Here is a 25,644-nt window from a genome sequence, read left to right as displayed (position 1 = left end):
AGGAGGCGGGATCAACAGGAGGCAAGGATCCGCGCCATCGCGTCGTGTTCCGCCTGGGTGACCCACAGTTCGTAGGCGGTCTTCACCTCGATCTGCCGCACGACGTACTCGCAGTGGAAGGCGGTGTTCGGCGGCAGCCACTCCGACGCGTCGGAGTCGCCCTTGCCCTGGTTGGTGGGGCCGTCGACGGCGATCAGGTTGCGCGGATCGTTCGCGAGGTTCCGCTTCTCCTGATCGTCCAGATGGCGGGCGCCCTTCTTCCACGCATCGGACAGGGCGACGACGTGGTCGATCTGCACGGCGGACGAGGTGTCGATCCCGCGACGGAAGGAGATCGTCTTCCCCGTGTACGGGTCCTCGAGGGTGCCGGCGGTGACGGTGCACTGCTTCTTCCCGGACTCGAAGGAGACGTCGACGAGGTCGCGCCGGAGAATGTCGTTACGAGTGTCGCAGCCGTTGCGCCCCAGGTCGACGGTCACCTCGTCGGTCCAGGCCGAGCCGAACAGTGAGCGGTCGTAGCCACTCTGCGATTCGGCGGGCCGGACGGGCAGTGCCGCCAGCGCCTCGAGGGCTTCGGAGGGGTTCTCGACCGTGCCCCCGCCGGTACCGCCCGGCTCGTCGTCCCCCATCGGTTCGAGGAGGACGACGGCCACGGAGACCACGATGAAGCACAGGATCCAGACCCAACGGGGAACGGACGACGCGCGAATACTCGCCATATGTCGATACTGCTACCGAGTCGTACTGCTACCGCTGCTTCCTACTTCGCGAGCGGGGGCATCTTCACGACCTGGCCCGCATAGGACAGGCCGGCACCGAACGCGAGGAGCAGCGCGGTGGATCCGACCTCGACCTGGCCGGTGCGCAGCATCTTCTCCATCGCCAGCGGGATGGACGCGGCGGAGGTGTTGCCGGTCTCGATGATGTCGTCGGCGACGGCGACGGTCTCGGGCAGTTCGAGCTGTTTGACGATGACGTCGTTGATGCGCAGGTTGGCCTGGTGCGGGACGAAGGCGTCGAGGTCCTCGAGGGCCACGCCGGCCTTGTCGGCGATCTGCCGGGCGTACTTGCTCATCTCGAAGGCGGCCCAGCGGAAGACCGCGGTGCCCTCCATGATGATCCAGGGACGCTTCTGGTTCGGGTTGGTGGCGAAGTCGACCCAGTCGGGTTCCTGACGGATCGCGTTGGCCTGGGAGCCGTCGGAGCCCCAGACGGTGGGGCCGACACCGACCTCGTCGGACGGGCCGACGACCACGGCACCGGCACCGTCGCCGAAGATGAAGCGCACGGAGCGATCGGTGGGCTCGGTGGTGTCGCTCATGCGCTCGACACCGACGACGAGCACGTGCTCGGCCGTTCCGGCGCGCACGAGATCGGAAGCGACGCCGAGGGCGTAGCAGAAGCCCGCGCAGCCGGCCTGGATGTCGAGCGCCGCGGCACCGCCGGTGCCGATGCGGTCGGCGACGAGAGCCGCGGCCTGCGGGGTCTGGTAGGGGTAGGTGGAGGTCGCGACGATCACCGTGTCGATCTGCGCAGCGGTGAGGCCGGCAGCCGTGAGGGCCTGCTCGGCGGAGCTCGTCGCCATGTCGACGACCGATTCCTTCGGATGCTGCTCGGCGAAGCGGCGCTCCTTGATACCGGAGCGCGACTGGATCCATTCGTCGCTCGAGTCGATCTGCTCGCAGATCTCGTCGTTGGTGACGATGCGCTCGGGGCGGTGCACACCCAGACCGAGCAACGCGCTGTTCCTCAGCGGGGCGGGGACAGCGATCTGTGCACCCATCAGACGAACTCCTCCTCCTCGACGCACCGCGTGTCGGCACATCGCATCCGGTCCACGATATCGCAGGTCACGATTTCGTCACAGCGCTACCCCGACGATGTGCTTCCGTGACCCTCACCGCAAGTAGGGGTCCCGTTCACGACGCGGGGCTAGCGTCGCGGGCATGGATGCGCAGGCATGGAACGAGAAGTACGCGACGTCGGACATGATCTGGGGCACGCCGCCCAATCCGGTGATCGTCGAACACGTGGCGTCACTACCGCACGGGAGGGCCCTCGACCTCGGCTGCGGCGAAGGCCGCCACTCCTTGTGGTTGGCGACGCGCGGCTGGGAAGTCGTGGGTGTCGACTTCTCCGAGGTCGCCCTCGACAAGGCCCGCCGGATCGCCGCACAGGCACCGTCCCGCTCGCGCGACCGGCTCCACTACGTCCGGGGTGATGTGACGGCCGACTCGTTCGACGGCGAATATGACTTGATTCTCTCGGTCTTCCTTCATTTCCCTCCGCCACAGCGGAAGGCACTTCTCGACCGCGCCGTCGATGCGCTGAAACCTGAAGGAATGCTCATATTTCTCGGGCACGACGCAACAAATCCCGACGACGGCGTGGGCGGACCGCAGGACAAGGAAATTCTCTACACACCAACGGATCTCGTCGACGAAATCGACGGAGGACTGGACATCATGATTGCCGAACGGCGCTATCGGGAAACCGACGCGGGAACGGCGATCGACGCGCTCGTCGTGGCACGGAAACCGCCCCTTGGCAGTTAGTTGCCTGACGAGTAACATAGAGATGTTACCGACGAGTAATAACTTGGGCGGTACTTGAAGCCGGCTGGACCGCACCACACTGGGAGACACGGACGACATGGGCCACTACAAGAGCAACCTCCGCGACCTCGAGTTCAATCTGTTCGAGTTCCTGAAGATTCAGAAGGTCCTCGAAGCAGGCAAGTTCGGCGACCTGGACGAGGACACCGCGCGCGGCATCCTCGCCGAGGTCAAGGCACTGACCGAGGGGCCGGCGGCCGAAGGCTTCGCCGACGCCGACCGCAACCCGCCGGTCTTCGATCCCGAGACCCATTCGGTGTCGCTTCCCGAGCCGTTCAAGAAGTCGTTCCGCGCCTGGTGGGACGCCGGTTACTGGTCCATGGGCATCCCCGAGGAGCTCGGCGGCACCGACTCACCGCGCAGCCTCCTGTGGGCCGTCAACGAGATGATGCTCGGCGCCCAGCCCGCGGCCTTCATGTACGCGGCCGGCCCTGCCTTCGCAGGCGTGCTCTACGACAACGGCACCGATGAGCAGAAGAAGTGGGCCGCCACCTGCGTCGAGCGCGGCTGGGGCGCCACCATGGTCCTCACCGAGCCCGACGCCGGTTCCGACGTCGGCGCCGGTCGCACCAAGGCGATCAAGCAGGACGACGGCTCCTGGCACATCGAGGGCGTCAAGCGGTTCATCACCTCGGCCGACTCCGACGACCTGTTCGAGAACATCTTCCACCTCGTCCTCGCCCGCCCCGAGGGTGCCGGCCCCGGCACCAAGGGCCTGTCGCTGTTCTTCGTCCCGAAGTTCCACTTCGACTTCGAGAAGGACGAGATGGGCGAGCGCAACGGCGTGTTCGTCACCAACGTCGAACACAAGATGGGCCTCAATGCCTCCGCGACCTGCGAGGTCACCTTCGGTGGCCACGGCGTTCCGGCTCAGGGCTGGCTCGTCGGCGAGGTCCACAACGGCATCGCGCAGATGTTCGACGTCATCGAGCACGCCCGCATGATGGTCGGCACGAAGGCCATCGCGACCCTGTCGACCGGCTACCTCAATGCCCTCGACTACGCCAAGGAGCGCATCCAGGGCGCCGACCTCACACAGATGTCCGACAAGACCGCGCCGCGCGTGTCGATCATGCACCACCCCGACGTGCGGCGTTCGCTGGCGATGCAGAAGGCCTACTCCGAGGGCCTGCGCGCCGTGTACCTGTACACCGCGGCGCACCAGGACGACGTCGTCGCCGAGCAGGTCTCGGGTGCCGACGCCGCTCTCGCGCACCGCATCAACGACCTGCTGCTGCCGGTCGTCAAGGGTTGCGGCTCCGAGCGGGCCTACCAGTACCTGAAGGATTCGCTCCAGACCCTCGGCGGTTCGGGCTTCCTGCAGGACTACCCGATCGAGCAGTACATCCGCGACTCGAAGATCGACTCGCTGTACGAGGGCACCACGGCCATCCAGGCGCAGGACTTCTTCTTCCGCAAGATCGCTCGCGACCGTGGCGTGGCGCTCGCCCACATCGCCGGTGAGATCAAGAAGTTCGTCGAGCGCGACGATGCCGACCAGCGTCTGAAGAAGGAGCGCACGCTCCTGGCCACCGCGCTCGGCGAGACCCAGACGATGGTCGCGACGCTCACCCAGTACCTCATGGGTGCGCAGGAACAGCCCACCGAGCTGTACAAGGTCGGCCTCGGCTCCGTCCGATTCCTCGAGGCATTCGGCGACCTGATGATCGGCTGGCTGCTGCTCGAGCACGCCGAGATCGCCCTCGGTGCGCTCGATGCCGGCACCGACGCCGCGGACAAGGCGTTCTACGAGGGCAAGGTCGCGGCAGCGTCCTTCTTCGCCAAGAACGTGCTGCCCGAGCTGAGCGTCGCGCGTCAGATCATCACCGACGTCGACCTCGACATCATGGAACTCGACGAAGCCGCGTTCTGATCGAACCGCTCACCGCGGTAGCGCGAACGGCCGCTGCGACTCTCGGCAAGAGGGTCGCAGCGGCCGTCGTCATCGGCCGGGCCGACCTGCCCCGGCAGGCTCGGCCGTACCCGTTACCGTGCGCAGCCATCGATCCAGGCTGGACGGATCACCGGAGTCGTCGCGGTAGCCGATGTATCCGTCCGGTCTGACGGCGAGAATCCGGCGCGGCGGCCATGTGTCGATCGGATGACAGGTCACCGGCACCGTCCCGGATACCGGGTGCAGAAGTGTTGCCGGGCCGTGCAGTACGTGCATACCCGGTGAGCAGGTCAGGTCGTGCACCCGGCTCGCTCGTCCTCGGGTGACCACCTCGATGTCCGGAAGCGGGTCGCCCGCCTGCAGTCGGCCGGCCCCGCGGCACCGATGTCCTTCGGTGATCGGGCCGGCGCGGTACGAAACCCAGTCCTGCGACAGCGTCGCGCCCGCCGTCGCGGTGAGCAGATGAAGCCGCAAGAGGGTGGGCACGGCCGGGGCCACCGCCGGCAGCACGGCGGTACGGAGGAACCGGAACGGCAGTCGCGAATCCCCTTCCGCGTGCAGGATCAGCTCGGTAAGGGTGCCGACCTTGTCGGCGACAGGCCGTCGCTCCGCGTCGTACGATGCGAGCAGACGCTCCGGATCGGTCGAACCGCCGCACGCGACAGCAAGCTTCCATCCCAGATTGGCGGCATCCTGCAGCCCGGTGTTCACTCCCTGCGCGCCGGCAGGTGAGAACACGTGGGCCGCGTCCCCTGCAAGAAATACCGGACCCGACCGGAATCGGGCCGCCCGAGCGCGCTGCAACCGTACGCGTGTCGACCACGCTGCCGCGCCCACTCGCCCCGGAAGATTCGCTCCCTCGAGCACGGTTCGGATCTCGGACACGGAGACCGGCGGCCCGTCGCGTCCCGGCGGGACGTCGTCTCCGGTCGCGGCCCGGGTGGCGACGAGCCGCCAGCGCGCTTCGTGCTCCCCTTCCGGGAAGAGGAAGCCGATGCCGGCAGGGCCCGCCCCGATGTGAGCCGTGGTCGGGGACAGATCCTCGAGGTCCAGATCCGCGAGTACCGCCTCCTCGCGATAGGTGTGACCGTGCCACGGGATCCGAATCGAGCGGCGCACCGTGCTGTCCGCCCCGTCGCAACCGACCAGGAACCGGCAATGCACGTATCGGTGCCCGCCACGGGTACGCAACCGGGCGAGAACCCCGTCCCGGTCGTTCCACAATCCGTCGAGCTCGGCGCCCGTCAGCAAGGGAACTCCACTGTCGGCCACTGCCCTGTGCAGTGCCGATTCGAGGAGCGCCTGCCGAACCATCAGCGGTTGCCGGAACCGATCCGGTACCGCGAAATCGGCGAGCGCGACGTCGACCGTCCGCTCGCCGAGGTGCAGCTGTGTGCGCAGTCGCGCAAGGGACCGCGATTCGAGTTCGTGGACGACCCCCAGCCGGTGCAGTGATTCCAGCGTGCGCGACCACAACAGCATCGAGCGGGAGGGCCGCTGCAACTCGGTGCGACGCTCCGCCACGCAGACGCCGGCACCGTGCCTGTGGGCATGCAGCGCCACCGCGGCACCGACGGGACCGGCACCGACGACCAGGATGTCGACTCGGTTCAGCGCAGGCCGACCGGGGCCGTGGGCTGCCACCACGTCTTCGTCTTCTCTGCGTGCGAACCCGATAACAGTTCCGGGCGGCTCAGTGCCTCGTCGCGGTGCACTCCCGGCACGATGTGCGCCCTGATCGAGCCGGTGACACTGACCAACCCGAGTACCCAACTCAAGGCGCGCACGTAGGAAGCGGCCCGCTCGGCGCCGTCCCATTCGTAGATGCCCCGATAGCAGCCGTGCTCGTCGTGCGTCATCCACAGCTTCGAGCGGAATCCCGGGAACCCGACGAACATCGGAATGTTCAGCCAGCTCTCCAGCCGAAAGGCCCGATGACCGGGACCGCGGATGCCGCGCAGGACGAATCCGACCACCAGTAGGGCCGGGTCGTCTGCTCTGCCGTCGTCCACTCGGGTCTCGCGATACACCACAGCGCTACTGCCGTCGGCGAACCGCACCCGCTGCCCCACATTCCTACGGGGATTGTGCAGCCGTCGTGCGCGAAGCAGACGAACCATGCCGACGGCGCTCTCGAGCACTCGCGGGGCGGCTCGGCGAGCAGGTGGCGGAGTCACAGCATCGTGATCCGCCTCGGCCGGGTCCGAGCGTGGTCGAGGTGGCGGAACGTTTTCAGCCGACCGGGACATCGTGGTCTCCACAATCCGTCGCACGGTTGTCGTGCACCCAGAGTAGAAGCCCGAGTGGGGTTCGGGAAGAGCGAGAACCCCGACGCGGCGCAGCTCCCCGAGTGACGAAAAAAGGGGGAGGTTGTGTGCGAGTTCTTCACCGGAACCGCACACAACCTCCCCACATTTCGAGGACGTCCGCTATTCCTCCTCGGGGCCGCCCGTCGCGGGTTCCCCGGCCGCAGGCGATTGCGGTGCCGGCGCGGGTGCATCCGCCTCGGCGTCGCCGGAAGCCGCAGCGTCTTCACCGCCCGAGGGCTCGTCGCTCGGCTCCGGCTCGGGGCTGACGCACTTGACGACCGGGACCGGGTCGTAACGCACCGTGCGCGTCGTGTTCGAAATCTGCGCGCCCGTCCGGGCATCGGTGACGATCCGGGTATCGGTGACCGTGAAGCCCTGCGCGCCGCTCGAAGGAATGCACGAGGGGCCGGCGGGCAGCGTGATGGTGTTGGGCGAGGTGTAGTTCGTGCGGTTGCCGGTGACGGACTGGACGTCGACCGTCTTCGTTCCCCAGATGCGCACCGTGATGTCGGAGCTGGTGCCGATCGTCTGGATCAGCACACCCGTGTCGAACGGGTTGCGGAACTTCAGGTCGATCGCGCCGTCGTAGATCGTGGCCTCACGCGCGGCCGGGTACCGGGAGATGTAGTAGCTGTGCTCGGTGTGCTCGACGTCCTCCATGCCGGCGAAATAGGTCGCGTTGTAGAGGGTGGTCGCGAGCTGGCTGATGCCGCCGCCCACGGCCTTGCCGGGACGTCCGGCCTCGATGATGCCCGACTCGATGTAACCCTGCGCCGCACCACGTGGTCCGGTGTAGTCGTTGAAGGAGAAGGTCTCCCCGGGCTCGACGATGGCGCCGTTGATCTCCTGCGCCGCCAGGCGGATGTTCACACCGGACGCGTACTCGAACCCACCGGTGGTGTACTCCGCGACCACTTCCTTGATGCCGAGCTTCTCGGCACCTTCGGTGGTGAGTTTCGGCTCGGCCTTCTTGTACACCGCGTCGATGCTGCGGTCGCCCTCCTGCTTCAGCAGGTCGGGCAGTTTCTCCAGAGTGACGGGCCAGTCGACCATCTCACCGGTCTCGCTGGGCACGATCGTCGGACGACCGCCGTCGAGGACGATCCGCGCATCCTTCGGTTCGGTCTCCGACGGCGCGAGCTGCGGCGCGAGGATGCCGATCGCGGCCTCGGTGTCGTACTGCGGTTCGAGTCCCCCCGACCCGTCGGGCACGAACGACAGGACGGCGCCCACCGCATCACGCGGCAGCACACCGATGGCCCCGTCGAGTCCCCGGACGACCAGGTCCTGCGCCACAGCCGGGACGGCGACCTCCGCGAGCGCCCGGTCGAGGCCCTCGCGGGTGACGGTGACATCGACGCTCTCGACGGGCAGCGACACGTTGCCGGACGGCCAGCGCTCGGCAAAGACGTCGCCCGCGACAGCGACGTCGAGTTGCTGACCGGGCTGCGGCGTCACCGGGACGGGTGTGCCGTCCTCGAAGAGGATGTTGCCCTCGCGCGGTTCGTGCGCAGCGGCGGCGGCTGCCTTCTCGATGGCCGCCGAGAGGGCGGCCTCGTCGCGCGTGGAGACCACGCCTACCTCGTCGTTCCCGAAGAAGGACGCCAATCGCGTGAACGGATTGAGCGGCTGCGCACCCACATTGTCGAGGGTCGCCGGCCAATCGATACCGATGCCGGCCTCCGACGGCACGAGCTGTCCCCGAGTGTCGCCGGCGGTGACGTCCACAGGAGCGTCGAGCCGCGGCGTCAGTTGTTCGGTGAGCTCCGCCTCGGCCGCGTCGAGCGACATCCCGCCGATCTCGACCCCCGCGACGGTGACCCCACGCGGGACCTTGCCCGACGACATCGCGAGATCGGCCACGTACAGCACGGCGAGCAGCGCGACGACCCCGCCGACGACCAGTGCGATCGTCCGCCGAGGCAGATTCGACCCCCGCTTGCTCGGCTCGTCCCCGTCCCCGGACCCTGCCGGACCACCCGTGGGCGGAGGAGTGACGGGAGGCGGACCCTGTGGCGGCGGTTCCGCCTGCATCTGCCGGGTCGGCTGATCGCCCTGCGGCGGGTGCCCTTGTCCCTGGCTCTGCTCCGCCGGCGAGCGGTGGACGCGCTCGGTGGCGGCGGACGATCCGTCACCCGGTGCCCGGTTCGCGGGCGCGACGACGGGGATGACCGCGGTGGGCGCCTCCGAAGGAGGGACGTTCTCGGTCGCGGGTCCGTCTGCAACGTCGGTGCGGGCCTGATCCGCATTCTCGTTCTCGCTCCGGGAGTCGCCGGAAGCTTGTTGCTGTGCCTCAGCTTCTGCCGTCGGTTCCGGAACACTGCTCGCCTTCGGCTCCGGAACACTGCTCGCCGTCGGCTCCGGAACATCGCTCGCCGTCGGCTCCGGAACATCGCTCGCCGTCGGCTCCGTGCCATCACTCGCCGTCGGCTCGGCCACCTGCCGGTGAGGATCGACCGCTTCGAAACGCTCGGTAGGGGCCGACGCACCCCCGTCCTCACGAGCGGACTCCGACGACGGACCGAGATTCTCGGTTCGTGCGTCGTCGTGCTCGTGATGGGAGTCGTCGGTCCCGTTGCTGCCGCTCACCCAGATCCTTTCGCAAAGTCGGGCGCGCCGTCGAATCCGCGCGCCGAACTACCTGCTGTCAAGGGTAGTGCGCCTGTTCGGCACGGCTGCGGCCGGAATGCGAAGACCCCGCGTTGCTACCAGGTCGGGGGTCAGGCAGCAGCGCGGGGTCGCTGGGTCTATCGCTGTCCGTCGCAGAGCGTTACACACCGAACGGAACTTTTTTGCTCAACGATCTCCGAGGAGGTCGATCAGGCCTCCAGAATCGCCGTCACACCCTGTCCGCCTGCGGCGCAGATGGAGATCAGGCCGCGGACGGGCTTCCCGGTCTCCTGCTTCTTCTCGTGCAGCATCTTCGCCAGCGAGGCGACGATGCGGCCGCCGGTCGCGGCGAACGGGTGGCCGGCCGCCAGCGACGAGCCGTTGACGTTGAGCTTGCTGCGGTCGATCGATCCCAGCGGTGCGTCGAGGCCCAGCTTGCCCTTGCAGTACTCCTCCGACTCGAACGCCTGGAGCGTGGCGAGCACCACGGAGGCGAACGCCTCGTGGATCTCGTAGAAATCGAAGTCCTGCAGAGTCAGGCCGTTGCGCTGCAGTAGACGCGGGATGGCGTAGGTGGGGGCCATGAGCAGACCGTCGCCGCCGTGGATGTAGTCGACCGCGGCGGTCTCGGAGTCCACGAGGTAGGCGAGCACCGGCAGCTTGCGCTCGGCGGCCCACTCCTCGCTCGACAGCAGCGCAGCCGACGCGCCGTCGGTGAGCGGCGTCGAATTGCCGGCCGTCATGGTGGCGTCGCCGAGCTTGTTGCCGAAGACCGGCTTCAGCGTCGACAGCTTCTCCACCGACGAATCGGGACGCAGGTTGTCGTCGCGGGTCAGCCCGAGGAACGGGGTGACGAGGTCGTCGAAGAAGCCGCGGTCGTAGGCGGCAGCCATGTTGCGGTGGCTCGCGACGGCCAGTTCGTCCTGTGCCTCGCGGGCGATGCCGAACTCCTTCGCGGTGATCGCGGCGTGCTCCCCCATCGACAGGCCGGTGCGCGGCTCGCCGTTGCGCGGGATCTCGATGCCGAGCATCGACGGGCGGACGTTGCCGAGCAGCTTGACCCGGTCGGCCGTGGAGCGGGCCCGGTTCAGGGACAGCAGGAACTCACGCAGCTGGTTGTTCACGGCGATCGGGGCGTCGGAGGTGGTGTCGACGCCGCCGCCGATACCGACCTCGATCCGTCCCGCGGCGATGGCGTCGCCGACCGCGATGATCGACTGCAGACCGGTGCCGCATGCCTGCTGGAGATCCCAGGCCGGGGTGTAGGGGCTCAGCGCGCTGCCGAGCACGCTCTCGCGCACGAGGTTGAAGTCGCGGGCGTGCTTGAGGACCGCACCGCCGACGACGGCGCCGAGCCGCTCGCCCTGGAGATTGAAACGGCCGACGAGGCCGTCGAGGGTGGCGGTGAACATGTCCTGGTTGGACGCGCGCGCGTACGTGCGGTCGGACCGGGCGAACGGGATCCGGTTGCCTCCGAGAACGGCGACACGGCGCTGCTGCGTGGAACGGGCTTTGGTGGTCACTGGTGTCTCCCGGTTTCGGACGGATTCGAATTCTGGCTACTATTCTTACTCACGGGTAAGTTTGTTGTCGAACACGCTTGCTGTCGAACACTGCACCGACGACCGAATCGAAGAAGGTGGAATCGTGGCCGAAGCCAAGGGCGCACCCAAGCTCTACGCCCAGCTCATCTCGTCCGCACCCGGAGCATTCCTCGCCAAGCAGTTCGGTCTGCCACAGCCCGAGAAGCTCCGGCGCTACCAGCCCGGTGAGCCCGCGCTGCCCGGCCCTGTGCTGCTCGGCGGCAACGGCCGCCTGGTCGAACCGATCCGCACCCTCCTGAGCGACTACACGTTCGCCGAGCCGTCCGACACGAAGTTCGGCGCTCTCGTGTTCGACGCTACCGGCATCACCGATCCCGCGGGCCTCGAACAGCTCTTCACGTTCTTCCAGCCCGCCCTGCGCAATGTCGCCCCGAGCGGCCGCGTCGTCGTGCTGGGTACCACGCCCGAGGAAGCCGGATCGGTCGACGAGCGCATCGCCCAGCGCGCCCTCGAGGGCTTCACGCGCAGCGTCGGCAAGGAACTGCGTCGCGGCGCGACCGCGCAGCTCGTCTACGTCTCCCCCGAGGCGGCCACCGGCCTGGCCGGGGTGGAGTCGACGCTGCGCTTCCTGCTCTCGGCGAAGTCGGCCTTCGTCGACGCCCAGGTGATCCGTATCGGCGAGGGCGACGCCACCGCCCCCGAGTCCTGGGAGCGTCCACTCGCCGGCAAGGTCGCCGTCGTCACCGGCGCGGCCCGCGGTATCGGCGCGACGATCGCCGAGGTGCTCGCCCGCGACGGCGCGACCGTGGTCGTCGCCGACGTCCCGGCAGCCGGCGACGCCTTGACGCAGACCGCCAACAAGGTCGGCGGTACCGCCTTCGCCCTCGACGTCACCGCACCCGACGCCGGCGACAAGCTCGCCGCGCACCTGCTCGAGCGGCACGGCGGCGCCGACATCATCGTCCACAACGCCGGCATCACCCGCGACAAGCTGCTGGTGAACATGGACGCCGCCCGCTGGAACGCCGTGATGGCCGTCAACCTCATCGCCCCGCAGAAGATCACCGAGGTGCTCGTCGAGAAGGGTGCATTGAAGGAAGGCGGCCGGGTGATCGACGTGTCCTCGATCGCGGGTATCGCCGGTAACCGCGGCCAGACCAACTACGGCGCGTCCAAGGCCGGTGTCATCGGCCTCGTCCAGGCCACCTCCGAGGTCCTCGCCGACAAGAAGATCACCGTCAACGCCGTCGCCCCCGGTTTCATCGAGACCGCCATGACGGCCGCCATCCCGGTCGCCACCCGCGAGGCCGGCCGCCTGATGAGCTCGTTGCAGCAGGGCGGCGAGACCGTCGACGTCGCCGAGACCGTCGCGTGGTTCGCGAACCCGGCGTCGAGCGCCGTGACCGGGCAGGTCGTACGCGTGTGCGGCCAGTCCATGCTGGGGGCCTAGATGGCACGGATCGAACTGTCCTCGCTGCCGTCGACCTTCGACATCTACAGCCGGGCCGTGCTCGGAGCACTGCCCGTGGTGGGTGCGTCGGGCGACAGCCTGCCCGACGACGTCCTGGTACTGCGCTCGCTGAAGGTCGATCCCGACAATCTCGCCGAGTACACCAAGGTGTGCGGGCTGCGTTTCGGCGACACGCTGCCGGTGACCTATCCGTTCGTCCTCACGTTCCCGCTCGTGATGAAACTGATGGTGTCCAAGGGCTTCCCGTTCGCGGCCGTCGGTTCCGTCCACGCCGAGAACGTGATCGAACAGTTCCGGCCGGTCTCGGTCACCGAACCGCTCGACATCGCGGTGCACGCGGAGAACATGCGCGAACACCGCAAGGGCCTGCTGGCCGATCTCGTCAGCGAGGTGAACGTCGGGCGCGAACTCGTATGGCGGCAGACGTCGACCTTCCTGCACCAGCAGCGCACGTCGCTGTCGGGTCAGCCCAAGCCGGAGCCGAAGGAGGAGGAGATCCCACCGGTCCCCACCTCCACGCTGCGGGTCGATCAGAAGATCATCGACCGCTACGCGGCGGTTTCCGGCGACCGCAACCCGATCCACGTCTCGACGTTGGGCGCCAAGGTATTCGGATTTCCCACGTCCATCGCCCACGGCATGTGGAGTGCCGCGGCGGCCCTGTCGGCCGTCGAGGGACGCATCCCCGAGAAGGTCACCTACACCGTGCGATTCGGTAAGCCCGTCCTGCTGCCGTCGTCGCTGAGCCTGTACGCGCAGCACGCCGCGGGCGGATGGGATCTCGCGCTGCGGCATCCGAAGAAGCACTACCCGCATCTGACCGCCACCGTGCGGTAGGACGGGGAAGCACCGAGATTTCGGGTGGGGCGGGACGCGATGGGGGCGTTCCGTCCTGCCCGAATCCTCGAGTACCCGAACGTATTTCGCCCGGAAAGATCAGTGCAACCGGTCGGAACGCTTGCGGCCCGCGAGTCCGCGCCAGGCGAGATTCTCGAGCAGATCCGCGGCCTGCTGCACGTCGATCTCACCGCCGGCGATGCGATCGGCGACCGCCTCACCGGCCCCGACGAGCGCGACGGCCATGATCGTGTAGTTCGTGCCGGGTTCCGGATCGCGCGTGCTCGATTCGAGCAGGTGCGCGGTGAGTTCGATCAGCCGGTCGCGACTGCCCTGCACCTGGGGCGCGAAGGCCTGCTGCGACAGCGCCTGGCGGTACAGAACCATCCACGACGGCCGGTGCTCGTCGACGAAGCCGAGGAACGACTCTAGCGCGACCCGCAGTTGTTCGCGCGGCGCGAGCGTCGGATCGCCCGCCGGGGTCAATGCCTCGACGAACCGCTGCCCCTCGCGGGCGATGCACGCCGCGAACAACTCGTCCTTCGACCCGTAGTACAGATAGAGCATCGGCTTGGAGATCGATGCCCGCCCTGCGATCGCGTCCATGGACGTGTTGTGGAAACCGTGTTCGGAGAACACCTCGACGGCGGCGTCCAGCATCTGTTGCTCGCGCACTGCACGCGGCAGCCGCTTGGTTCCGCCCGCCATGACTCCTCCCGGACTCCTCGAATGAAGTTCTGACTCTACGGTAGGAAGCCTGCCGCCGAAGCAACCCGACTGTTTCAGCAGTCCAGAGCGCCTTTCGCGCGTGTCACCGTCCGCACCGATTCGTCGACCCATTCGGGCGAGAGGGTGCCGTCCGCCACGACCTGCTCGAGGTGGTCGAGCACGGCGGGCACCTCGGCGGTGGTCAGCCACAGCGCCTGGTTCACACCCGCCACCATCGCGGCCTCGACGGCCTCGGTGATGTCGTAGGTGTCGGTGATCGCACGCATTCCCGACAGGTCGTCGGTGAAGATCACGCCGCCGAAGGCGGGGCCGCCGTAAGCACCCGAGCGGAGCAGGTCCACCGCGGCCGGGCTGATGCTCGCGGGCAGCCCGTCGGTCAGCCCCGGCACGGCGAGGTGCCCGAGCATGACGCCCACCTCGGGCGAGACCAGGCTGCGGTACGGCACGAGGTCGCTCTGCTGGAGCTGCTCGATCGGCGGGGTGGTCACCGCACCGGTGTGCGAATCCCCGGAGGCGGAGCCGTGACCCGGAAAGTGCTTGAGCACCGGCATGATTCCGGCGTCGAGCAGTCCCCGCGCGTAGGCGCCGGCGTACTGCGTGACGATCTCGGGATCGTCGGAGAACGATCGGTCGCCGATGACGGAGTCGTCGGGCTGACTGCTCACGTCGACGTCCGGCGCGAAGTCGACCGTGATACCCAGCGACTTCAGTTCCTGTCCGCGTTCGAATGCCATCCGGTAGGTCTCGTCGACCGTCATCGTCTGCGCCGTCTCCCGCGCGGACGGATCGGGACCGAACAGCGCGCCCACGCGCGACACGCGGCCACCCTCCTCGTCGATCGTGACCATGAGCGGCAGCGCACTCTGCGCGGCCACCTGCGGCACGAGACGCTCGGAGAGCATCGACGCGTCGGTCCAGCTGCCGATGAAGATGCCGCCGATCTGCTCGGACTCGACGATCGCCTGCGCGTCGGCCGCCCCGGTGACCCCGACGTTGAGCAGCTGGGCGAGCTTCTGCCGCAGGGTCAGCCGGGCGAGCAACTCGTCGCCGCAGGTCGCCGACGTCGCGGTCGCGGTCGCCTCGGTGGTGGTCGCGGTAGTCGTGGACGAGGCCGTCGCCGAGCTCGGCGTCGCCTCGACCGGGTCGTCGCCCGAGTCGGACGAACCGCATCCCGCGGTGGTGAGGGCGACCGCGAGCACGGCGGCGACAGTGTGACGGATCCGCATGGTGCCGACGGTAGCGGACGAACCTCGAGGACCCACAGCTCGAACCTCCCCCACGGACGTCCCGGCAGGTTAAGGTGCACCCGAACATCCGAATCCGATCCAGGGGGTACGCGGTGGGCGCAGATCTGATCCTCATCGCCTACGACGGTTCCGAGAACTCGAAGCGCGCCGTGCAGTATGCGGGCCGCTTCCTCGAATCCTGCCGCGCCGTCGTCGTCACCGCCTGGGAACCGATGGTCCGGCAGGCCGCCCGCATGTCGGGCCTGTCCGGTGTCATGCAGCCCGACTGGGTGCCCGACGAGGACAGCGAGGACGTGGCACTGTCCGACGCGCGCATGACCAACGACGAGGGTCTCGAGTTGGCCCGCTCGACGGGTCTGCACGCCGAGGGCCGCACCGTCGAGGTCGTCAACGCGGTGTGGTCGGCGATCATCGAGACCGCCGACGAACTGGACGTCGACATCATCGTCACCGGCACCCGCGGCACCACCGGCCTGCGTTCGCTGCTGCAATCGTCGGTGGCCGACCACGTGCTCCGGCACAGTCACCGGCCGGTCCTGATCGTGCCGCCGGGGCGCTGACGCCCCGCACCGGGTCACCGGCGCCGGGTGCAGGCAGGGATATTGTCGATCCACCATGGACGGATTCCTGCTCTCGCGCGCCGAACGCTCGGTGCACGCCACCGGCACCCGCCGGTTCTTCGACGACGTCCACTCCGCCACGCGCGCACTCCGGAGCGGTAAGGCGACCCTCGTCGTCGGTGCACTGCCGTTCTCGCCGCACCGTCCGGTGGCCCTCGCGCAGCCCGACGACGTGGAGATCACCGAGGGTCCGTGGCAGGCCCCACCCGACCTGCCGGAACTGCCTCCGGTACGGGTGTCCGCCGAACTCCCCCTGCCCCGGGTGCACGTCGAACGGGTGCGCCGGCTCGTGGAGCGGTTGTCGCTCGGAGAATTGGAGAAGGTGGTCGCTGCCCGGCGGGTCGCGCTCGAGGCGGACGAACCTCTCGACCCGCTCGCTCTCGCCGCGCGCATGATCGAACGTCACCCCGATGCGACGACCTACGCACTGGACCTGAGTGCGGCGGGTGAACGTTATTGGGGGCACACACTGGTCGGCGCGACCCCCGAACTGCTCGTGAGCCGCCACGGTGAGACCGTCACGTGCCGTCCGCTCGCCGGCACCGCCGCGCGCCGGGCCGACCCGGACGAGGACCGCCGTGCCGGTGAGGAACTGCTGATGTCGAGCAAGAACCTCGCGGAGCACGGTTACGTCATCGACCGGATCCGCGAACGGCTGGCGCCGCTGTGCAGCGACCTCGACATCCCCGACAAGCCCGAACTCACCGCGACACCCGATGTCTGGCATCTCGCCACCCCGATCACGGGCACCCTCCGCGACCCCGGAACCGACGCGCTCACCCTCGCCCACGTGCTGCATCCGACCCCGGCCGTGGCGGGCACCCCCACCGAGGCCGCGCTGGACGTGATCTCCGGGGTCGAGGGCGACCGTCGCTTCTACGGCGGCGCGGTGGGCTGGTGCGACGAGCAGGGCGACGGCGACTGGTTCGTCGCCATCCGGTGTGCGGAGCTGAGCTCCGACGGCCGGCGTGCCGTGGCCTGGGCCGGAGGCGGCATCGTCGCCGATTCCGACCCTCTCGCCGAACTCGACGAGACCACCGCGAAACTGCGTACGCTGCTCGGTGTGCTGGGCGTGTAGAGCGCCCCGCCGAGCGCGAAGATCACCTCGGAGGCTCGCACCGTCCGCGAACGCCGTGCGGGGTGATAGTTTGGCGCGGACCGATAGACAGCGTGGCGTCCGGCGATGACTGCCTGCGTCACTGGAGATGGGGAGACGGAATGGGGAAGTTCCTGGGACCGGGCCTGGGTAGCGTGGTCGTCGGTGCCGTACTCGGCGCCGTGGCGGTCTTCGGCGTGACGGCCGCCGTACAGGAGAATTCGCGCCCTCAGATCGATCGCAGTGGCAACGCCGATTCGTCCCTCCTGAACCAGGTTGAGTACGGCAGCCGCTGACGGCGCCGGCAACGCTTCGAGTTCACGCACGTACCGAGACGAGACGGAGCTCCCGTCCGCCGAACCGCTGTCCCGGCGGTGGCTGTACGCAGTCACCGCGGTGGCGGTGGTCCTGTCCTTCGCCCAGGTTCCCGGCCTGGTCGTCGCCGACACCAAGTACGACCTGACGCAGAACCCGATCGGCTTCCTCACGCGCGCCGCTCACCAGTGGAGCAGCGTGGCGCCGCTCGGGCAGGTGCAGAACCAGGCGTACGGCTATTTCTTCCCGCACGGCACGTTCTTCGCCGCGGGACAACTGCTGCACATCCCTCCGTGGATCACCCAGCGGGTGTGGTGGGTGCTGCTGCTCGTCGCCGGATTCTGGGGTCTCGTCCGCCTCGCCGAAGCGCTCGGCATCGGGAGCCGTAGCTCCCGCCTGATCGCGGCGACGGTGTTCGTGCTGTCCCCCCGCGTCCTCACCACGCTCGGTTCCATCTCGTCGGAAGCACATCCGATGATGGTGGCGCCGTGGGTGCTGCTGCCACTGGTGCGCTACCTGAACACGCCGGATCCCGGCTCGGCCCGCCGGCTCGCCGCGCAATCCGCGGTGGCCGTCGCCCTCATGGGCGCGATCAACGCCGTCGCGACCGCCGCGGCGTGTCTCGTCGCGGGCCTGTGGTGGGCCGCGCACCGCCCGAACCGGCGCTGGTGGCGCTTCACCCTGTGGTGGCTGCCGCTGTGCGTCGTCGCGGTGACGTGGTGGATGGTGCCGCTGCTGCTGCTCGGCCGCGTCAGCCCGCCCTTCCTCGACTTCATCGAATCGTCCGGTGTCACCACCGAGTGGACGTCGCTCGCCGAGGTGCTGCGCGGCACCAGCAGCTGGACACCGTTCGTCTCCCCCGAACGCATCGCGGGTGCCGTCCTCGTCACGCAGCCCGCCGCCGTCCTCGTCACCGGCGCCCTGGCCGCGGCCGGGCTCGCCGGTCTCGCGATGCGCTCGATGCCCGCGCGCGGTCGCCTCACCCTGATCCTCGCGGTGGGTCTCGTCGGTATGGGCGTCGGCTACATCGGTCAGCTCGACTCGCTGTTCGCCGAGCAGGTCCGGTCGTTCCTCGACAGCACCGGCGCGCCGTTGCGCAACGTGCACAAACTCGAACCCCTCGTGCGGCTGCCGGTGGTGCTCGGGCTCGCGCACCTGCTGCGCGCCGTGCCCCTGCCGGGGTCGGTGCCGTGGTCCCGCGCCCGGAACGCCTTCGCGCATCCCGAACGCAATCCGATGGTCGCGGTGACGACGCTGATCCTCGTCGCGACGACGCTCGCGACGTCGCTCGCGTGGACCGGCCGGCTCGCGCCGCGCGGTGCGTACGACGAGGTCCCCGGATACTGGCATGCCACGGCGGCGTGGCTCGAGGAGAACACGACCGACCGCGGCGAACGCGCCCTCATCGTTCCCGGCGCACCGTTCGGCAGCCAACTGTGGGGCCTCACCCGCGACGAACCGCTCCAGGCCCTCGCGTCGACGCCGTGGGCCGTCCGCGACGCCGTCCCGCTCGTGCCCCCCGGAGCGATCCGGGCCCTCGACGCCGTGCAGCGCGACATCGCCGACGGTCGTCCGTCCGACGGCCTCGCCGCGACCCTGCGCGGCCAGGGCATCGGCTTCCTGGTGGTGCGCAACGACCTCGACCCCGACACCTCCCCCGCCGCGCGACCGGCACTCGTGCACCGGGCGCTCGAGGGCTCGCCGGGCATCGAGAAGGTCGCCGGGTTCGGCGACGACATCGTGTTCGACAACCCCGACGACTTCGTCACCGACGCCGACCTGCGACCGGTCTACCCGGCAGTGGAGATCTACCGGGTCGCCGAGCCCGCCGGGGCGCCCTTCGGCCCCTACGCCGTGGACGTCGCGGACGTGCCGGTCGTGCAGGGTGGCCCCGAGGCGCTGCTGCGCCGCAACACCGCGCACCCCGATTTCGTCGGGCCCACGCTCCTCGCCGCCGACGCGGCCCGCGCCGGTCTTCCCGTCGACGGGGTGACGATCACCGACACCCCGACGGACCGCGAGACGGACTACGGGCAGGTCGATCACCATTCGTCGACGATCCGGGCGGCCGACGACCCGCGCCGCACCCACAACGCCGTTCCCGACTATCCGGTGCCCGACACCGAACTCGTCCGGGCCGAATGGGAAGGCGCCCGCATCAGCGTGTCGAGCGCGGCATCGGACGCCACCCAGCTCGGCGGCACCTCGGTGGCCAGCGGCCCCGCTGCGGTGGTCGACGGCGACCCCACGACCGGCTGGCACAGCAACGGTCTCGAATCGGCGATCGGCCAGTGGCTGCAGCTCGACCTCGACCGGCCGATCGACGCGGGTCTGCTGCACCTGACGACGAGCTCCGGAGCCCTCGGCGATCCCGTCGAGTGGCTCGAGGTGTCCACCGACCGGGGCAGCACGGCGGTGCGCGTCGGCGAGCCGGCACGCGAGCAGACCGTGGCACTCCCGCTGGGAACGACGTCGTGGATCCGCATCACGTCCGTGCACACCGAACGCGGCACGGTCGGCAACCAGTTCGGTCTCACCGAGGTGGTCGTCGAGGATTTCACCGACCGGAACGAACCGCGCCCGATCGACATCCGTCGCCGCATCGTGGTGCCGGGCCCGGCCGAGGACACTAGGGTGCGCGGATGGCAGCTCGGCCAGGAGTTCCCCGGCCGCGGCAGCTGCGTCGACACCGGCGACCGCGTGCGCTGCGCGCGCGGGCTCGCCACCTCCGCGGAGGAACCCGGAACGTTCACGCGAAGCCCGACCGTGCCGCAGGAGACGTGGGTGCGTCCGGAGCTGTTCCTGCGTGCGCGCCCCGGGCCGGCGCTCGAGGAGCTCGTGGACCGGTCCGATCGGGTCGTCGCGCGCGGGGATGCCGACGTCGTCGACCTGCAGGGGTCGGCCTTCGCGCTCACCGACGGCGACCCGCGGACGTCGTGGACCGCCGAGGAGAGCTCGCTCGAACGGGGTGCCCCGCGGCCGTCGCTCACCCTGGAACTGCCCGGCGAGCACCGCGTGACCGGGCTGGACATCAGGTCGGCACTGGGAGCGCTGCCGGTCGCACCGTCGACGGTCGCGGTGAATCTCGGCAACGGCCCGCAGGTGCGCGAGCTCGGCGACGACGACACGGTCGTCGACCTGACCCCGCACGTCACGGACCGGGTCGAGCTGACGGTGGTGCGGTGGCGCGACACCCTCGATCGCACCGTGCTGGGTTTCTCGAAGCTCACCCCGCCCGGGCTCGCGGAGGTGTCGGTGCTCGGTGACGACGGGCCGATCGGGGCGCAGCAGTCCGTCTACGACGAGACGGTGACCGTCGATTGCGAGAGCGGACCCGTCGTCGACATCGAGGGCCGGAGCTACCGCACGTCCGTCACCGCGAGCGTCGCCGACCTCGCCGCGGGCCTCGAGGTTCCTGCGACGCTGTGCGACACCGACGTCGTCGGCATGAACCCCGGCCGCGTCGACATCGACGTCGAGCCCGGTGCGGCCTTCGTCGTCTCGAGCCTGCGGCTCACCGTCCCCGGTTCCGACGCGCCCGTTGCGGAGCCGACCGAACTGCAGAAGGGTCGCTGGACGGAGAACCTGCGTGAGGTGACGGTTCCCGAAGGCGACGAGGATCGGCTCGTGGTGGTGCCCGAGAGCACCAATGTCGGCTGGGTGGCGCGCACTCCGGACGGCACCGTGGCCACGCCGGTCGTCGTGGACGGCTGGCAACAGGGCTGGATCGTGCCGGCCGGACCGGAACAGGTGCTGACCCTCGAGTTCGCGACCGACCGCTGGTACCGCCTCGGGATCTTCGGCGGACTGCTGTTGCTCCTCCCGCTGTTCGCGGCGGCACTGTGGCCCCGTCGGCGCACCGAGGACCCGGGCCCGATGCCGCGCACCTGGGGTTCGTCGACCGTCGCGCTGGCCGGTGTGCTGGCCGCCGCGACGCTCCTTGCGGGATGGGTCGGTGCCGTCGTCGCGGCCGTGGGCGCGGTGGGGATCGGTGCGCTCGCGCTGCGTCGCGGCCCCACTCTCGTGTCGCGCGTGCTCGTGGGCACCGCCGGCGGCGCGACGATGCTGGCGATGGCGCTGTTGTCCACCGGACCGTGGCGATCACCCGACGGATACGTCGGGCATTCGTTCCTGATTCAGTTCGCGGCGCTCGTCGGTGTGGTCGCGGTCGGTCTGGCAGCGGTGCCGCGCCGGGCCCTGTCCCAGCGGTGGAAGGCGGCCCGCACCGGCTCCTCGACGAGCGCGTAGCTGACGGAGGCGACGGCCAGGCTCAGCACGATCGTCACCGTGAGCACGAACCAGAAGTGGCCCGCGAAGGCCGGGATCCCGAACACGGGGAAGACGATCGACAGCACCGCGAGGTGCCAGATGAACACGCCGTACGACCAGCGGCCGACCGCCAGCGCGGCCGGGCTCGCCAGGACGCGGTGATGCCGGCGCGGCGCGAGGGTCAGCGGGGCGAGCAGCGCGAAGCTCATGATCGCCCCCAGGGCGATCTTGGCGAGGTACTCGGCCGGTGCGAGGTCGGTCAGCGTCTCCGGTCCTGCCAGCGGGGTGGCCGCAGCCGCGAAGGCGGCGACGGCGAGCAGTCCCATCGCCGCGCGCCGCGCCGCGAGCCGGTGCATCCACGTCTCGGGTCCGGAGACGAGCTCGGCGAGGATCATGCCCGCCGCGAACCAGGGCAGGAAGCCCGGCAGCCAGTTGGTGTGGTTGATGTGATCGGGAGTGCCGACCGGCACCCACGCCCACAACAGCGACAGTCCGCTCACCGCGAGCAGCAGCGGGACACGGTAACGGGCGGCGTCCCCGCGCAGTCCGCTCACCGCCACGGCCAGCAGGGGCAGAACCAGATAGAAGGCCACCTCCACCGACAGACTCCACATCTGGGTGAGGCCCTCGGTGAGGGTGAGTGGGACGAACACTTGCGCGAGCGCGAGATTCGACCACCACACCGTGATTCCGCCTCCCGCGCCGGGCAGCAGCCACAACACCAGGACCACGACGGTCCAGTAGGCGGGGAGGATGCGGGTCGCTCGGGAGAGGAAGTAGCGAGCGGCCGAGGGGGTCGGCCCGAGCCCGCGGGCCGCCGCGGCATGCGGACGCCACAGCAGGAAGCCGGACAGGGCGAAGAACAGGGCGACTGCGAGGTCGAAACGTGCCCAGACCCGCCCGATCAGCGGGTCGTGCACTGCGCCGGTCTGGAACGCGACATGCGTGATCAACACGCCCACTGCGGCGAACCCGCGCATCCCTTCGAGTGCCGGAAGGAATCCGCTCACGCTGCGGTTCCGGTCGGTGGTGATGGTCATCGGGCATCAGTGTGCCGTGCCGGGGCGGAGTCGGACAGAGCAGGATCACGTGGAACGGGACGATCCCGGCAGGCGACGAAGATCGACTGTCTGTGCGTCCCGGCGGCGAGCGGGCGCGCATATTGCCATACCGGGCTGTTAGTGTCTGAGCTCACGTGGTGTTCGCGGGCCGGATGCCAGGCGATCCGTGCAGCCCTGCTGCTGCCGGTGGGGGTACTCGATGACGACCGTTGAGTGAGGAGAAAGCATGGCTGAGCGTTCGAGCTCCGGCCGGATACTGGCAATGATTCTGGTGGGCCTGGGGGCCTTCCTCCTGGTGATCGCGATTCTCGTGCCGACGTACACGCTCGGGAAATTGAGGACGACACCGCTCGATCTCGAGGTGACCACGGTCGCCGAGGGCACGGGCGACATCCTCAACTCCCGCCAGCTGCTCGCCGGTAACGCGCAGGTCGATCGCGATGTGCCGATCGTCGCGCAGCGCTTCGTCACCGTCGAGGATCCCTCGGACGCCGAGGTCATGACGTTGCAGGCCGGCCAGACCGTGCGACGACTCGACATGCAGGGCGACACGGGCCTCGTCTCGGCTGTCGTCGACCGTGTCACGATCGACCGGAAGACCTCCATGCCCGTTTCGGAGGAGGACTTCCAGGATCGTGTGAGCACGATCCAGACCAGCGCGGACAAGCCGCCCGTGGAGATCGACAATCGTGCGGGACTGCAGTACAAGTTCCCGTTCGACGTCAAGCAGGAGTCGTACCCGTACTACGACATCAATGCGCGCGACAACTTCCCCCTCGACTTCGTCGGTGAGGAAGAGATCAACGGCATGAAGGTCTACCACTTCAGTCAGGAGATCGGCCCGATCGACCTGTCGAAGGCCGACCGTGAATCGCCGACCTACAAGCTCAGCCTGCCCGCCTCCACCTGGGGTGTCGGTGAGGGCGACGAGCCGATCACGATGACCCGCTGGTACAACAACACCCGCGACCTGTGGGTCGATCCGATCACCGGCGTCGTCGTCAAGGGCCAGGAGCAGCAGGACCAGTACTACGCCCGTGAGGCCGGCAAGCCCGAGGTGACGGTCCTCGACGTGACGCTCCCGTTCAACGAGGAGACGATCGAGTACCAGATCGGCCAGGCGAAGGACGGCCAGGACACCATCTCGCTGTTCGGCCGCACCCTGCCGATCATCCTCGGCATCCTCGGCGTCATCCTGCTGATCGTCGGCTTCGTGCTCGGCCTGCGCGGCGGCGGCAACCGTCGTCCGGCCACCGCGACCGGCGGTCCCGCTCCGGCAGGCCCGGCCACGACCACCGTGGGCCCGGCGCATTCGGCGGGCGCGCAGCGCGACCACACCGACGACCGCACCGAGGTCATCCCGCGCCAGACCGATCCGAACGCGCAACAGCGCGATTGGACGACCGATCGGACGCAGGAGATCCCGCGCACCGATCTGCGCAAGCCTCCGACACAGGAGTGATCGTCCGGTAGACGAACCGAGCCGCCCCTCACCGATCCCGGTGGGGGGCGGTTTCGTCCGTGTGTGACCGGGTCGCTGCAGCACCGCGCACCGCGAGTACCGCGACCACCGCGGCGGTCGCGGCGGCCACCCCGACGGCGACGCCGACGAACTGCTGCAGGGTCGATGCCACCGTGAACATCAGCACCGTTTCGAGGGCGAGACCCGCCCACGCGACGAGCGCGAGATGGGTGCGCTCCCCGGCGATCGCCGACAGCAACGCGCCCTGGAGCACCGCGAGGCAGGCACCCTGCAGCGCGAACAGCCACAGCAGCGACTGCACAGGACCGTAGGCGTCGCCGACGAGCATCGGGACGAGCGGCCCGCAGATCGCGGCCCCGGCGACGAGCACTGCGCCGATCGCGACGAGGACCGTGAGGGCCGAGCGCACCGCGGCCGCCGACTGCGCGGGGTTCGCCATCCGCGGATAGAGCACCACCCCGACCGCCTGCGGCAGCCAGAAGGCGACCTTCGTCGCGACCGCTCCCAGGGCGTACAGGCCGGCGGAATCGGGGTCGAGCAGCGTGCGGGCGAGCAGCAGGTCGAGCGAGGTGAGCGCGATGAGGGCCAGCTGCACCTGGGAGGCGCGCAGAACCGCCCCCGCGGTCGGGGCCGGCTCCTGCCCGCCACCGGACGTCCGGCCCACCAGCGCGCGCGCGGCCAGCGCGACCACACCTGTCCCGATCGCACCGGCGAACAGCGCGGCGCCGGGACCGCCTCCGACGGCGAGCACAGCGACCGCCGGCACCACCTTCGCGATGCCTGCGGCGGCCAGGACGACACTGAGCGCAGCGAACCTGCCCCGCCCCTGGAGCAGACCCTGTTCGGCGGCGAGCAGGACGAGCAGCGGTGCGGTGAGGAGCGATCCGAACGCTCCCCCGACGCTCGTGTCGAGCGCCCACGCCACGACGGGCACGAGGAGCATCGCGACGACGAAGGCCAGCACGGCGCAGCGGTAACCGAGACGGCGCAGAGCGGCGGTACCCGTGCCGTGCACGGCCTCCCGGGCGACGACCGTCTGCAACGCCAGGGCCGGCACGGCGAGGACGAGTTGTGCGGCGAGCAGGCTCGCGAACTCGCCGTATCCGGCGGGCCCGAGCCAGCGTCCCGCCGGCAGGTGCAGCAGATACGACGCGAGGTTCGCGGTCATCGCGCCGACCGTCACCAACGTCATGCCCGTGACGGCGGTACCCGTCGTCGAACCACGGGTGGTCTCGGCGCCCTCCGACGCGCGTCGGGGTGTTCGCGGCATCCGCTCATCCTCCCATCCGGAACGACACCGTATTCTGCCGCCATGCCACGCCCGGAGTCGTCCCGCATGCCCATCCGGGCGGCACTGGCGGCAGCACCCGGTGTCGTTCCGGATGGGCGGATGAGCGGATGCCGCGAACGGCCCGTCGCTCGTCGGAGGGCGCCGAGACCACCCGTGGTTCGACGACGGGTACCGCCGTCACGGGCATGACGTTGGTGACGGTCGGCGCGATGACCGCGAACCTCGCGCCGTCTCCCTCGCACCTGCCGGCGGG

General features: G+C 69.3%; 19 protein-coding genes. 9 read left to right on the top strand and 10 right to left on the bottom strand.

The features are described from left to right. Nucleotides 1-11 precede the first annotated feature (11 nt). Nucleotides 12-719 (bottom strand): HNH endonuclease family protein, encoded by a 708-nt coding sequence (locus A8G18_RS08440; RefSeq protein ID WP_064063512.1) that lies wholly within the window; start codon nt 717-719, stop codon nt 12-14. Between the two features lie 41 nt (nt 720-760). Continuing rightward, nucleotides 761-1,783, bottom strand: a complete 1,023-nt coding sequence (locus A8G18_RS08435; RefSeq protein ID WP_064063511.1) for a beta-ketoacyl-ACP synthase III — start codon at nt 1,781-1,783, stop codon at nt 761-763. 163 nt (nt 1,784-1,946) lie between these two features. Between A8G18_RS08435 and A8G18_RS08430 the strand changes: the two genes are divergently transcribed. Continuing rightward, entirely contained in the window at nt 1,947-2,555 is a 609-nt protein-coding gene (locus A8G18_RS08430; RefSeq protein ID WP_064063510.1) for a class I SAM-dependent methyltransferase, read from the top strand. A gap of 97 nt (nt 2,556-2,652) precedes the next feature. Further along, a complete protein-coding gene (locus tag A8G18_RS08425; RefSeq protein WP_016932654.1) occupies nt 2,653-4,488 on the top strand; it encodes an acyl-CoA dehydrogenase in 1,836 nt (611 codons plus the stop codon). Between the two features lie 69 nt (nt 4,489-4,557). Here A8G18_RS08425 and A8G18_RS08420 read toward each other — a convergent pair whose 3' ends face one another. The 4 genes from A8G18_RS08420 to A8G18_RS08405 all read right to left on the bottom strand — a co-directional run bounded on the left by A8G18_RS08420 (nt 4,558) and on the right by A8G18_RS08405 (nt 10,951). Further along, nucleotides 4,558-6,156 (bottom strand): FAD-dependent monooxygenase, encoded by a 1,599-nt coding sequence (locus A8G18_RS08420; protein ID WP_064063509.1) that lies wholly within the window; start codon nt 6,154-6,156, stop codon nt 4,558-4,560. After that, nucleotides 6,120-6,629 carry a hypothetical protein gene (locus tag A8G18_RS23185; RefSeq protein ID WP_242496627.1) on the bottom strand — a complete coding sequence of 170 codons (510 nt, stop codon included), beginning with the start codon at nt 6,627-6,629 and terminating at the stop codon, nt 6,120-6,122. The genes A8G18_RS08420 and A8G18_RS23185 overlap by 37 nt, the downstream gene beginning before the upstream one ends. A 309-nt stretch (nt 6,630-6,938) precedes the next feature. Next, nucleotides 6,939-9,407: a VanW family protein gene (locus A8G18_RS08410; protein WP_064063507.1), complete on the bottom strand. Its 2,469-nt coding sequence runs from the start codon at nt 9,405-9,407 to the stop codon at nt 6,939-6,941. Between the two features lie 230 nt (nt 9,408-9,637). Continuing rightward, entirely contained in the window at nt 9,638-10,951 is a 1,314-nt protein-coding gene (locus A8G18_RS08405) for an acetyl-CoA C-acetyltransferase (RefSeq protein ID WP_064063506.1), read from the bottom strand. 124 nt (nt 10,952-11,075) lie between these two features. Here A8G18_RS08405 and A8G18_RS08400 point away from each other — a divergent pair, with 124 nt between their 5' ends. Both A8G18_RS08400 and A8G18_RS08395 read left to right on the top strand, forming a co-directional pair. Further along, the gene (locus A8G18_RS08400) at nt 11,076-12,422 is read left to right on the top strand and encodes a 3-oxoacyl-ACP reductase (protein ID WP_064063574.1); all 1,347 of its coding nucleotides are present in this window, start codon (nt 11,076-11,078) and stop codon (nt 12,420-12,422) included. Further along, nucleotides 12,423-13,280 carry a MaoC/PaaZ C-terminal domain-containing protein gene (locus A8G18_RS08395; protein WP_016932523.1) on the top strand — a complete coding sequence of 286 codons (858 nt, stop codon included), beginning with the start codon at nt 12,423-12,425 and terminating at the stop codon, nt 13,278-13,280. Between the two features lie 99 nt (nt 13,281-13,379). Here the strand turns inward: A8G18_RS08395 and A8G18_RS08390 are convergent, their stop codons facing one another. Both A8G18_RS08390 and A8G18_RS08385 read right to left on the bottom strand, forming a co-directional pair. Continuing rightward, nucleotides 13,380-13,988 carry a TetR/AcrR family transcriptional regulator gene (locus tag A8G18_RS08390; RefSeq protein WP_016932524.1) on the bottom strand — a complete coding sequence of 203 codons (609 nt, stop codon included), beginning with the start codon at nt 13,986-13,988 and terminating at the stop codon, nt 13,380-13,382. 74 nt (nt 13,989-14,062) lie between these two features. After that, complete coding sequence (locus tag A8G18_RS08385; protein ID WP_064063505.1) at nt 14,063-15,235, bottom strand: glycoside hydrolase family 3 N-terminal domain-containing protein; 1,173 nt, start codon at nt 15,233-15,235, stop codon at nt 14,063-14,065. A gap of 113 nt (nt 15,236-15,348) precedes the next feature. On the opposite strand from A8G18_RS08385, the gene A8G18_RS08380 reads away from it, so the two are divergent. The 4 genes from A8G18_RS08380 (at nt 15,349) to A8G18_RS08370 (ending at nt 21,535) form a co-directional block, all read left to right on the top strand. Beyond that, nucleotides 15,349-15,816, top strand: coding sequence for a universal stress protein (locus tag A8G18_RS08380; RefSeq protein ID WP_064063504.1), 468 nt, complete (start codon nt 15,349-15,351; stop codon nt 15,814-15,816). 55 nt (nt 15,817-15,871) lie between these two features. Then, the gene (locus A8G18_RS08375; RefSeq protein ID WP_064063503.1) at nt 15,872-16,954 is read left to right on the top strand and encodes an isochorismate synthase; all 1,083 of its coding nucleotides are present in this window, start codon (nt 15,872-15,874) and stop codon (nt 16,952-16,954) included. Nucleotides 16,955-17,094: 140 nt separating this feature from the next. After that, nucleotides 17,095-17,268 carry a DUF2613 domain-containing protein gene (locus A8G18_RS22355; RefSeq protein WP_006552672.1) on the top strand — a complete coding sequence of 58 codons (174 nt, stop codon included), beginning with the start codon at nt 17,095-17,097 and terminating at the stop codon, nt 17,266-17,268. Next, on the top strand, nt 17,249-21,535 hold the full coding sequence (locus A8G18_RS08370) for an alpha-(1->3)-arabinofuranosyltransferase (RefSeq protein WP_064063502.1): 4,287 nt from the start codon (nt 17,249-17,251) through the stop codon (nt 21,533-21,535). The genes A8G18_RS22355 and A8G18_RS08370 overlap by 20 nt, the downstream gene beginning before the upstream one ends. Here A8G18_RS08370 and A8G18_RS08365 read toward each other — a convergent pair. Beyond that, a complete protein-coding gene (locus A8G18_RS08365) occupies nt 21,424-22,596 on the bottom strand; it encodes an acyltransferase family protein (protein ID WP_064063501.1) in 1,173 nt (390 codons plus the stop codon). The genes A8G18_RS08370 and A8G18_RS08365 overlap by 112 nt on opposite strands. A gap of 247 nt (nt 22,597-22,843) precedes the next feature. On the opposite strand from A8G18_RS08365, the gene pgfA reads away from it, so the two are divergent. Then, on the top strand, nt 22,844-24,079 hold the full coding sequence (gene pgfA / locus A8G18_RS08360) for a cell envelope lipid trafficking protein PgfA (RefSeq protein ID WP_064063500.1): 1,236 nt from the start codon (nt 22,844-22,846) through the stop codon (nt 24,077-24,079). A gap of 28 nt (nt 24,080-24,107) precedes the next feature. Here pgfA and A8G18_RS08355 read toward each other — a convergent pair whose 3' ends face one another. After that, nucleotides 24,108-25,370 carry a polysaccharide biosynthesis protein gene (locus A8G18_RS08355; RefSeq protein WP_064063499.1) on the bottom strand — a complete coding sequence of 421 codons (1,263 nt, stop codon included), beginning with the start codon at nt 25,368-25,370 and terminating at the stop codon, nt 24,108-24,110. Between the last annotated feature and the right edge of the window lie 274 nt (nt 25,371-25,644).

Origin of the sequence: Rhodococcus gordoniae (genome assembly GCF_001646655.1) — a bacterium.
Classification (GTDB): Bacteria; Actinomycetota; Actinomycetes; order Mycobacteriales; family Mycobacteriaceae; genus Rhodococcus; species Rhodococcus gordoniae.
This window is presented reverse-complemented; position numbering and strand designations above follow the sequence as displayed.

What these genes read in the sequence shown, in the direction of transcription:
- A8G18_RS08440 (WP_064063512.1), bottom strand. Translation starts at nt 719, where the DNA reads ATGGCGAGTATTCGCGCGTCGTCCGTTCCCCGTTGGGTCTGGATCCTG.
- A8G18_RS08435 (WP_064063511.1), bottom strand. Translation starts at nt 1,783, where the DNA reads ATGGGTGCACAGATCGCTGTCCCCGCCCCGCTGAGGAACAGCGCGTTG.
- A8G18_RS08430 (WP_064063510.1), top strand. Translation starts at nt 1,947, where the DNA reads ATGGATGCGCAGGCATGGAACGAGAAGTACGCGACGTCGGACATGATC.
- A8G18_RS08425 (WP_016932654.1), top strand. Translation starts at nt 2,653, where the DNA reads ATGGGCCACTACAAGAGCAACCTCCGCGACCTCGAGTTCAATCTGTTC.
- A8G18_RS23185 (WP_242496627.1), bottom strand. Translation starts at nt 6,629, where the DNA reads ATGGTTCGTCTGCTTCGCGCACGACGGCTGCACAATCCCCGTAGGAAT.
- A8G18_RS08395 (WP_016932523.1), top strand. Translation starts at nt 12,423, where the DNA reads ATGGCACGGATCGAACTGTCCTCGCTGCCGTCGACCTTCGACATCTAC.
- A8G18_RS08390 (WP_016932524.1), bottom strand. Translation starts at nt 13,988, where the DNA reads ATGGCGGGCGGAACCAAGCGGCTGCCGCGTGCAGTGCGCGAGCAACAG.
- A8G18_RS08385 (WP_064063505.1), bottom strand. Translation starts at nt 15,235, where the DNA reads ATGCGGATCCGTCACACTGTCGCCGCCGTGCTCGCGGTCGCCCTCACC.
- A8G18_RS08375 (WP_064063503.1), top strand. Translation starts at nt 15,872, where the DNA reads ATGGACGGATTCCTGCTCTCGCGCGCCGAACGCTCGGTGCACGCCACC.
- A8G18_RS22355 (WP_006552672.1), top strand. Translation starts at nt 17,095, where the DNA reads ATGGGGAAGTTCCTGGGACCGGGCCTGGGTAGCGTGGTCGTCGGTGCC.
- A8G18_RS08365 (WP_064063501.1), bottom strand. Translation starts at nt 22,596, where the DNA reads ATGACCATCACCACCGACCGGAACCGCAGCGTGAGCGGATTCCTTCCG.
- pgfA (WP_064063500.1), top strand. Translation starts at nt 22,844, where the DNA reads ATGGCTGAGCGTTCGAGCTCCGGCCGGATACTGGCAATGATTCTGGTG.
- A8G18_RS08355 (WP_064063499.1), bottom strand. Translation starts at nt 25,370, where the DNA reads ATGCCGCGAACACCCCGACGCGCGTCGGAGGGCGCCGAGACCACCCGT.